Origin of the sequence: Hydrogenophaga sp. (assembly GCF_028698005.1) — a bacterium.
Taxonomy (GTDB): Bacteria; Pseudomonadota; Gammaproteobacteria; order Burkholderiales; family Burkholderiaceae_C; genus Hydrogenophaga.
Window position 1 is genome coordinate 3,540 of the sequence record NZ_JAQVEJ010000099.1, and the last position, 7,233, is coordinate 10,772.

Annotated in this window: 7 protein-coding genes and 2 pseudogenes; 6 read left to right on the forward strand and 3 right to left on the reverse strand. The window is 68.8% G+C overall.

The features are described 5' to 3' along the window. From PHQ87_RS10540 to purM, 3 genes and pseudogenes are all read right to left on the reverse strand, one after another. A pseudogene (locus tag PHQ87_RS10540) lies at positions 1-450 on the reverse strand (hypothetical protein); the annotation flags it as partial. Further along, positions 447-1,013: an isochorismatase family protein gene (locus tag PHQ87_RS10545; RefSeq protein ID WP_300233737.1), complete on the reverse strand. Its 567-nt coding sequence runs from the start codon at positions 1,011-1,013 to the stop codon at positions 447-449. The gene PHQ87_RS10545 and the pseudogene PHQ87_RS10540, both read right to left, overlap by 4 nt. A 110-nt stretch (positions 1,014-1,123) precedes the next feature. Continuing rightward, on the reverse strand, positions 1,124-2,161 hold the full coding sequence (gene purM / locus PHQ87_RS10550; protein ID WP_300233740.1) for a phosphoribosylformylglycinamidine cyclo-ligase: 1,038 nt from the start codon (positions 2,159-2,161) through the stop codon (positions 1,124-1,126). A 155-nt stretch (positions 2,162-2,316) separates the two neighbouring features. Here purM and PHQ87_RS10555 point away from each other — a divergent pair, with 155 nt between their 5' ends. The 6 genes and pseudogenes from PHQ87_RS10555 to PHQ87_RS10580 all read left to right on the forward strand — a co-directional run. Then, a complete protein-coding gene (locus PHQ87_RS10555) occupies positions 2,317-3,435 on the forward strand; it encodes an AI-2E family transporter (protein WP_300233743.1) in 1,119 nt (372 codons plus the stop codon). Positions 3,436-3,455: 20 nt separating this feature from the next. Next, entirely contained in the window at positions 3,456-4,142 is a 687-nt protein-coding gene (gene hda / locus PHQ87_RS10560; RefSeq protein WP_300233754.1) for a DnaA regulatory inactivator Hda, read from the forward strand. Positions 4,143-4,161: 19 nt separating this feature from the next. Next, positions 4,162-4,830 carry an HAD family hydrolase gene (locus PHQ87_RS10565; RefSeq protein WP_300233746.1) on the forward strand — a complete coding sequence of 223 codons (669 nt, stop codon included), beginning with the start codon at positions 4,162-4,164 and terminating at the stop codon, positions 4,828-4,830. Further along, positions 4,827-6,467 (forward strand): polynucleotide adenylyltransferase PcnB, encoded by a 1,641-nt coding sequence (gene pcnB / locus PHQ87_RS10570; protein WP_300233749.1) that lies wholly within the window; start codon positions 4,827-4,829, stop codon positions 6,465-6,467. The genes PHQ87_RS10565 and pcnB overlap by 4 nt, the downstream gene beginning before the upstream one ends. Next, entirely contained in the window at positions 6,457-6,924 is a 468-nt protein-coding gene (gene folK, locus PHQ87_RS10575; protein ID WP_300233751.1) for a 2-amino-4-hydroxy-6-hydroxymethyldihydropteridine diphosphokinase, read from the forward strand. The genes pcnB and folK overlap by 11 nt, the downstream gene beginning before the upstream one ends. A gap of 75 nt (positions 6,925-6,999) precedes the next feature. Continuing rightward, positions 7,000-7,233 (forward strand): annotated as a pseudogene (locus tag PHQ87_RS10580) (hypothetical protein); the annotation flags it as partial.

Genomic DNA, 7,233 nt, shown 5'->3' on the forward strand with positions numbered 1-7,233 from the left:
ACCGAGGACGTGCTGGAACGCGAGGCCGCCAGCAGCCGCCTGGCCGAGCTCCGGCGCGCACTCAACTGACGTGTTCAGGGGGGCGCGTCGCCGGGCCTGCCGCGCAGGCCGTGGCGGTGCCAGGCGCAGGCCGCGCAGCCAGTGCAGCAGGTCGTGGGCCGGTTCGCTGTCGAGCGTCATCCGGTCGCCGGGCTGGCCGACCAGCACCACCCATTGCGGGCGGCTGGCCCGTGCCAGGTCGGGCAATGGCGCCAGATCGGCGATGACCGCACCGACCGAACTGGTGGTCTGCCGGGCCGGACTGATGAAATGCAGCTCGAAGGCCGGGGCATGTCCCTGCGCGCACCGGATCTGATTGGCGATGCGCAGGGCCTCGGCCGGGCCCGCCCAGTCGAGAATCAGGCTGCCGTCGAGCAGCACGAAGTGCACATCGACGGTGGGAGGACTCATGCCGCCTGCCGTGCGCGGGCCAGGGCCTCGTCGACGGTGCACAGGGTGCAGAAGCGCCCCTGCAGCACGGTGGCGGTGCGGACCTTGATGTCGGCGGCGGCCAGTGGCGTGCCGTCGGGCTGGGTCATGTCCCAGGTCATGGTGGCGTCGAGCACGTAGTCCACCGTGAAACCCAGGTCGGACGCATGGCGCGTGGTGGTTTCACAGCATTGCTCGGTGCGAATGCCGCTGATGATCAGGCGCTGGATGCCCTGGCTGATCAGCCAGACGTCCAGCCCCGTGCCCACGAGGGCGCTGTGGCGGTGCTTGGTGAAACGGGCGGCGGCATCGAAGTTGGCCAGCCCCAGCAGCGGGCGGACGTGGCCGGAAACCAGCGAGAAGGGGTTGGCCGCCGTCTCGGGGCCATCGCTGTGCAGGATGCGCACGATCGGCACGCCCTGCGCCGCACAGCCGGCGATCAGCGCGTTCTGCGCGGCCAGATAGGCGGGCAGTTCAGTCTCGGTGAAGAAGGGGCGATGCCGGAACGATTCCTGGACATCGATCACGATCAGACAGGTTTTCATGGGCGTTGCTCCGGGCTGGGATGGGCCGCATTGTTCCCTGTCGGGGAGAGCCTGTCAGCGCCAGCGGCGGACAGGCTTCGATCATTTTCGGACAGCGGGTCGGGGTGGCCTCAGGCCACCACGACCGCGGCACCGTCGCCGCGGGGGGCGATGGCGCCGATCTCGTACACCGTCTCGCCCAGCTCGCGCAGGGTGGCGGCGCAGGCGGCGGCGTCCTCGGCGGCGATCACCACCACCATGCCGATGCCGTTGTTGAAGGTGCGGTTCATCTCGATGTCGTCGATGCCGGCGGTCTTCTGCAGCCAGGCGAACAGCTCGGTCTGCGGCCAGCTACCCTTCTTCAGGTGGGCGGCCGTGCCCTCGGGCAGCACGCGCGGGATGTTCTCCAGCAGGCCGCCGCCCGTGATGTGGGCCAGGGCCTTGACGGGGTGTTTGGCCAGCGTGGCGAGCACGTTCTTCACGTACAGGCGGGTCGGGGCCATGATGGCCTCGCGGAAGGGCTGGCCGTCGAGCGTGGCGGGCAGGTTGCCGGCGGCGCGCTCGATGCACTTGCGCACCAGCGAGAAACCGTTGGAGTGCACGCCGTGCGAGGCCAGGCCCAGCACCACGTCGCCCGGCTTGACGTTCCGGCCGGTGAGGATCTTGCTCTTTTCGACCGCACCGACGCAGAAACCGGCCAGGTCGTATTCGCCGGCCGGGTACATGCCGGGCATCTCGGCGGTCTCGCCGCCGATGAGCGCGCAGCCCGACAGTTCGCAGCCCTTGGCGATGCCACCGACCACGGCGGCGGCGGTGTCCACGTCGAGCTTGCCGCAGGCGAAGTAATCGAGGAAGAACAGCGGCTCGGCGCCCTGCACCAGCACGTCGTTCACGCTCATGCCGACCAGGTCGATGCCCACGGTGTCGTGCATGTTCCATTCGAAGGCCAGCTTGAGCTTGGTGCCGACGCCGTCGGTGCCGCTGACCAGCACCGGCTCCTGGTAACGCTTGGGCACCTCGAACAGGGCGCCGAAGCCGCCGATGCCGGCCATCACGCCCTCGCGCAGGGTCTTCTTGGCCAGCGGCTTGATGCGCTCGACCAGCGCGTCGCCCGCGTCGATGTCGACGCCGGCGTCTTTGTAGGACAGGGGGGAGGGGCTGGAGCTCATGGGAGGAAAGGCCCCGGTGCGGGGTCGGAACAGGAGGGAAAAGGACGCCAGAGGCAGGGCCGTCCCGGGGAACGGGCCGGACCGATAGAATTTGGCGAGATTTTACGGGCATGCCCGCCATGGCGGGCCGATACCCTTCCTCCCCGCAGACCGACATGAGTTTTTCCTCCAACCAGAAGCGTTTGGCCGCCTGGGCCGCGATTGCCGTGGCCCTGTGGCTGCTGCTGTCGGTGCTGGCGCCGGTGCTGATGCCTTTTCTCATGGCGGGCGTGCTGGCCTACGTGCTGCATCCGCCGGTGGAAAAACTGCACGCCAGGGGGCTGCCGCGCTGGCTGGGCGCCGGCATCGCGCTGGCCCTGGTGATTCTGGTGGTGCTGTCGGTGGCCCTGCTGATCGTGCCGGTGATCACCAAGCAGGTGCCGCTGTTCAAGGCGCAGGTGCCGTTGCTGCTGGACAAGGCTGGCGCGTATCTGCAGGTGCTCGGGGCCCGCTGGGGCGTGCCCGTCCATCTCGATGTGTCGCAGGTGCGCGAGTGGATCAAGGAACTGATCACGGGCAATGAAGGCGACATCCTGGGCGGCCTGCTGTCCTCGCTGCGCATCGGCGGCAGTGCGCTGGCGGCGGTGTTCGGCAACCTGGTGCTCACCCCGATAGTGGCCTACTACCTGCTGCTGGACTGGGGGCCGATGGTGGAGCGCACCAAGCACATGATTCCGCCGCGCTGGCGCGAGGGGGTGCAGAGCTTCCTGGACGAGACGGACGCCGTGCTGGGGCAGTACCTGCGCGGGCAACTGGTGGTGATGGGTGTGCTGGCCGTGTTCTACACGGTGGGCCTGATGCTGGTGGGCCTGGATCTGGCGCTGCCCATCGGGGTGTTCACCGGTCTGGCCGTCTTCGTGCCCTACCTGGGTTTCGGGGTCGGCCTGGTGCTGGGGCTGCTGGCGGCCGCGCTGGAGTTCCAGACCTTGTGGGGTGTGGCCATGGTGGCGCTGGTGTACTCGGTGGGCCAGGCGGTCGAGAGTTTTGTTGTCACGCCGCGCCTGCTGGGTGAGCGCATCGGCCTGCACCCGATTGCGGTGATCTTCGCCCTGATGGCCTTCGGGCATCTGTTCGGCTTCATCGGCGTGCTGGTGGCCCTGCCGGCCAGCGCGGTGCTGCTGGTGGCGGTGCGGCGCGTGCGGCGCAGCTACCTCGGCAGCGATCTGTACCTGAAGGCGCCGATGCCGGCCGCGCCGGCCCCTGCCGCATCTTCTTCGCGGGAATCCGGCGCATGAGCCGCGACCGACAGACCGCGATGCGGCAACTGGCGCTGGACATCGGCATGGCGCCGGTGCCCACGCTGGCCAATTTCGTGGCGGCGGGCAACGAAGGGGCGCTGGAACACCTGCGCCTGTGGGCGGGCAACCCGCTGCGCTCGCCCGTGCCCACCTGTCTGTGGGGCGACAGCGGCAGTGGCAAGACGCATCTGCTGCGCGCCGTGCGCGAGTCGCTGCGCGAGCAGGGCGCGCAGGTGGGCTGGATGGACGCGGACACCCTGCAACCCGGCGAATTCGACGACGCCTGGGAGGCGGTGCTGCTCGACGACGTGCACCTGTACACGGCGGATCAGCAGGCCGCGGCGTTCAACTGGTTCGTCAATGCCCAGGCGCCGGCACACGGGCGGGCGCGCTGGGTGCTGGCCGCCACCGACCGGCCGCCGGCCGACCTGCAACTGCGTGAAGACCTGCGCACCCGGCTGGGCTGGGGCCACGTGTTCCACCTCGTGGCGCTGGGTGAGGCCGAGCGCCGCGCGGTGCTGCGCCGCGCCGCCGATGAACGCGGCGTGTTCCTGGGCGACGAGGTCATGGACTTCATGCTCAACCGCTTCTCACGCGACCTGTCCAGCCTGATGATGCTGCTGGACCAGCTCGATGCCTACGCGCTGCGCACGCAGCGTGCGATCACGATTCCGCTGATCAAATCCATGTTGGAAAACGAATGAGGACCACGCGTCTGCCGGAATGAGACTTGCGCTTTTCGATCTGGACCACACCCTGCTGCCGCTCGATTCGGACTACGCCTGGGGTGATTTCGTCGTCACCCTGGGCTGGCGTGCCGCCGAGGCCCAGACCCATGCCAACGACTACTTCTACGAGCAGTACAAGGCCGGCACGCTGGACATCCACGAGTACATCCGCTTTTCCGTTGACGCCGTGCGCGAGCGTGGCGTGGCGGCGGCCGAGGCGGCGCACCGGCGCTTCATGCGCGAGGTGATCGAGCCGGCCATCCGGCCCCAGGCGCGGAAACTGGTGCGTGCGCACCAGCAGGCGGGAGACGAGGTGGTGATCGTCACCGCGACCAACGAATTCGTGACGCGCCCGATTGCCCGGGCCTTCGGTGTGGACGAACTGATCGCCATCGAGCTGGAGCGTGACGCGCAGGGCAATCCCACCGGCCTCATCCGGGGCACGCCATCGTTCCGCGAGGGCAAGGTCGCGCGTGTGGAACAATGGCTGTCCGCACGCGGGCTGGACTGGTCCCGCGTCGTGCACAGCACCTTCTACAGCGACTCGGTCAACGACCTGCCACTGATGGAGAAGGTGCACGAGCCTGTGGCCACCAACCCGGACGCCCGGCTCCAGGCCATTGCCGTCGAGCGCGGCTGGCGTATCCTGAATCTCTTCGAATGATCAAGAAACTCATCAACAAGCTGCTGGGCAAGGCCGGCGCCAAGGGCGGCAAGACCACCAAGTTCGGCAAGCGCCAGGACGTGCCGGCCAGCGTGCACGGCATCAACCCGAAGCTGGTGGACCAGCGGGCCATCGACGTGGTGCGCACGCTCAAGCAGGCCGGGTACGAGGCCTACATCGTCGGCGGCGCCGTGCGCGACCTGCTGCTGGGTCTGCGTCCCAAGGACTTCGACGTGGCCACCAACGCCACGCCCGAGCAGGTCAAGGGGCTGTTCCGCCGTGCCTTCATCATCGGCCGGCGCTTCCGCATCGTGCACGTGGTGTACGGCCGCGGGCGCGAGCACGAGGTGATCGAGGTCTCGACCTTCCGCGCCTACCTGGACAGCGCCGACGCCGAGCAGGTCAGCGGCAACGAGCGCACCTCCAAGGGGCAACTGGCGGGCATGAAGCACGCCGTGGACGCCAGTGGCCGCGTGCTGCGCGACAACGTCTGGGGCCCGATCGAGCAGGACGCGGCGCGCCGCGACTTCTCGATCAACGCGATGTACTACGACCCGGAAACGCAGGTCGTGGTCGACTTCCATCAAGGTATCCGCGATGCGCAGAAGAAGACACTGCGCATGATCGGCGATGCGGCGATGCGCTACCGCGAAGACCCGGTGCGCATCATCCGTGCCGTGCGCTTCGCGGCCAAACTCAGTGCGCTCGGTTTCAAGCTCGATGCCAGGACCCGCGAGCCGCTGGCGGCCTCGCGCGACCTGCTGCGCGACGTGCCGCAAAGCCGCCTGTTCGACGAGATGCTCAAGTTGCTGCAGACCGGACACGCGCTGGCCAGCATCGAATCGCTCAAGACCTATGGCCTGGCGCGGGGCATCTACCCGCTGCTGGATCTGGTGGTCGAGCGCGCCGGCGACGATTTTGTCCGGCTCGCCTTGCAGGACACCGACCGCCGTGTGGGCGAGGGCAAACCGGTGGCGCCGAGTTTCCTGCTGGCCTGCGTGCTGTGGGCCGATGTGCGCAAGGCCTGGGAACGCCGTCTGCAGCCCCGGGGCAACCAGCGTCCGCCCACCCCGTTTGCCGCCCTGCAGGAGGCGGTGGACGAGGCCTTCGACGCGCGCATCGGCGATGTGTCGGGCCGCGGCAAGCTGGGCACCGACATGCGCGAGATCTGGATGATGCAGCCGCGCTTCGACAAGCGGGTGGGCACCTCGCCGTTCAGTCTGGTGGAGCAGCCCCGCTTCCGGGCCGGTTTCGACTTCCTGCGCCTGCGCGCCCAGACCGGCGAGGTGGACGAAGAACTGGCGCACTGGTGGGAAACCTTCAGCCTGGCCGACGACGACCACCGCCGTGACATGGTGGACGCGCAGCGCAAGGCCAACCAGCCCAAGGCGGCCGGCGCTCGTGTGCGCCGCGTGAAGAAGGATGACGCGGCGGCTGCGCAGGCCTCCGAGGACGATCCGCGTTTCCGCTCCATCGAGGAGGAGGAGGGTGCCGACGGCGAACCGGCGGCAGATGACGGGATGCCATCGTCCGACGGCAGTGCACCGGCGAAAAAACGCCGCCGCCGTCGCCGCAAGCCGTCGTCGGGCAAGTCCAGCGGCGGAGGCGGCGGAGAAGGCCAGGCCGATGCGGCCTGAGGTCCAGGCCTGTGTCGCCCTGGGTGCCAACCTGGGCGATGCCGTGCAGTCGCTGCGCGATGCGCTGGCCGCGCTGGATGCGCATCCGGCCGTGCGTGTGTTGCGGACCTCGTCCTTCTATCGCACCGCACCGGTCGAGGCGTCAGGACCCGACTTCATCAATGCCGTGGCGCTGGTGGCCACCACGCTGACGGCGCCCGGCCTGCTGGCCGTGCTGCAGGACATCGAGCAGGCGGCCGGCCGCCTGCGGCCTTACCGCAACGCACCGAGGACGCTGGACCTCGATTTGTTGACGTATGGCACGGCGCGCATCGATTCGCCTGCGTTGACGGTACCCCACCCCCGTATGATGGAACGGGCCTTCGTGCTGGTGCCCCTGCATGAGGTGCTGCCCGCGCTGGTGCCACCCGAGGCACTCGACGCCGTGCGGCACCAGGCGGTGGAGCGGCTGGACTGACGCGGGCTCTTGCCCTGCCGAGGTCCCGTCATGCCCCTGCGATCCGCTTTCTTCCGCCCCCGTCCGTTCACGGCCATGGCCGCCGCCACGCTGCTGCTGGCGCTGGCCGGTTGCGCGTCCCCGCCCACGGACCGCGGCGAGGTCAGGGCCGAACCCATGACCTCGCAGGACCTGATCCAGTCCGACGTGAACCGCATGGCCACGCTGGTCATGCGCGACAACCTGGTCAGCATCCACCTGCTGGCCGACAAGCTGTACCGCCGCAATCCGAAAGAATGGCGCAAGGGCGGAGATCGGAAGAGCACACGT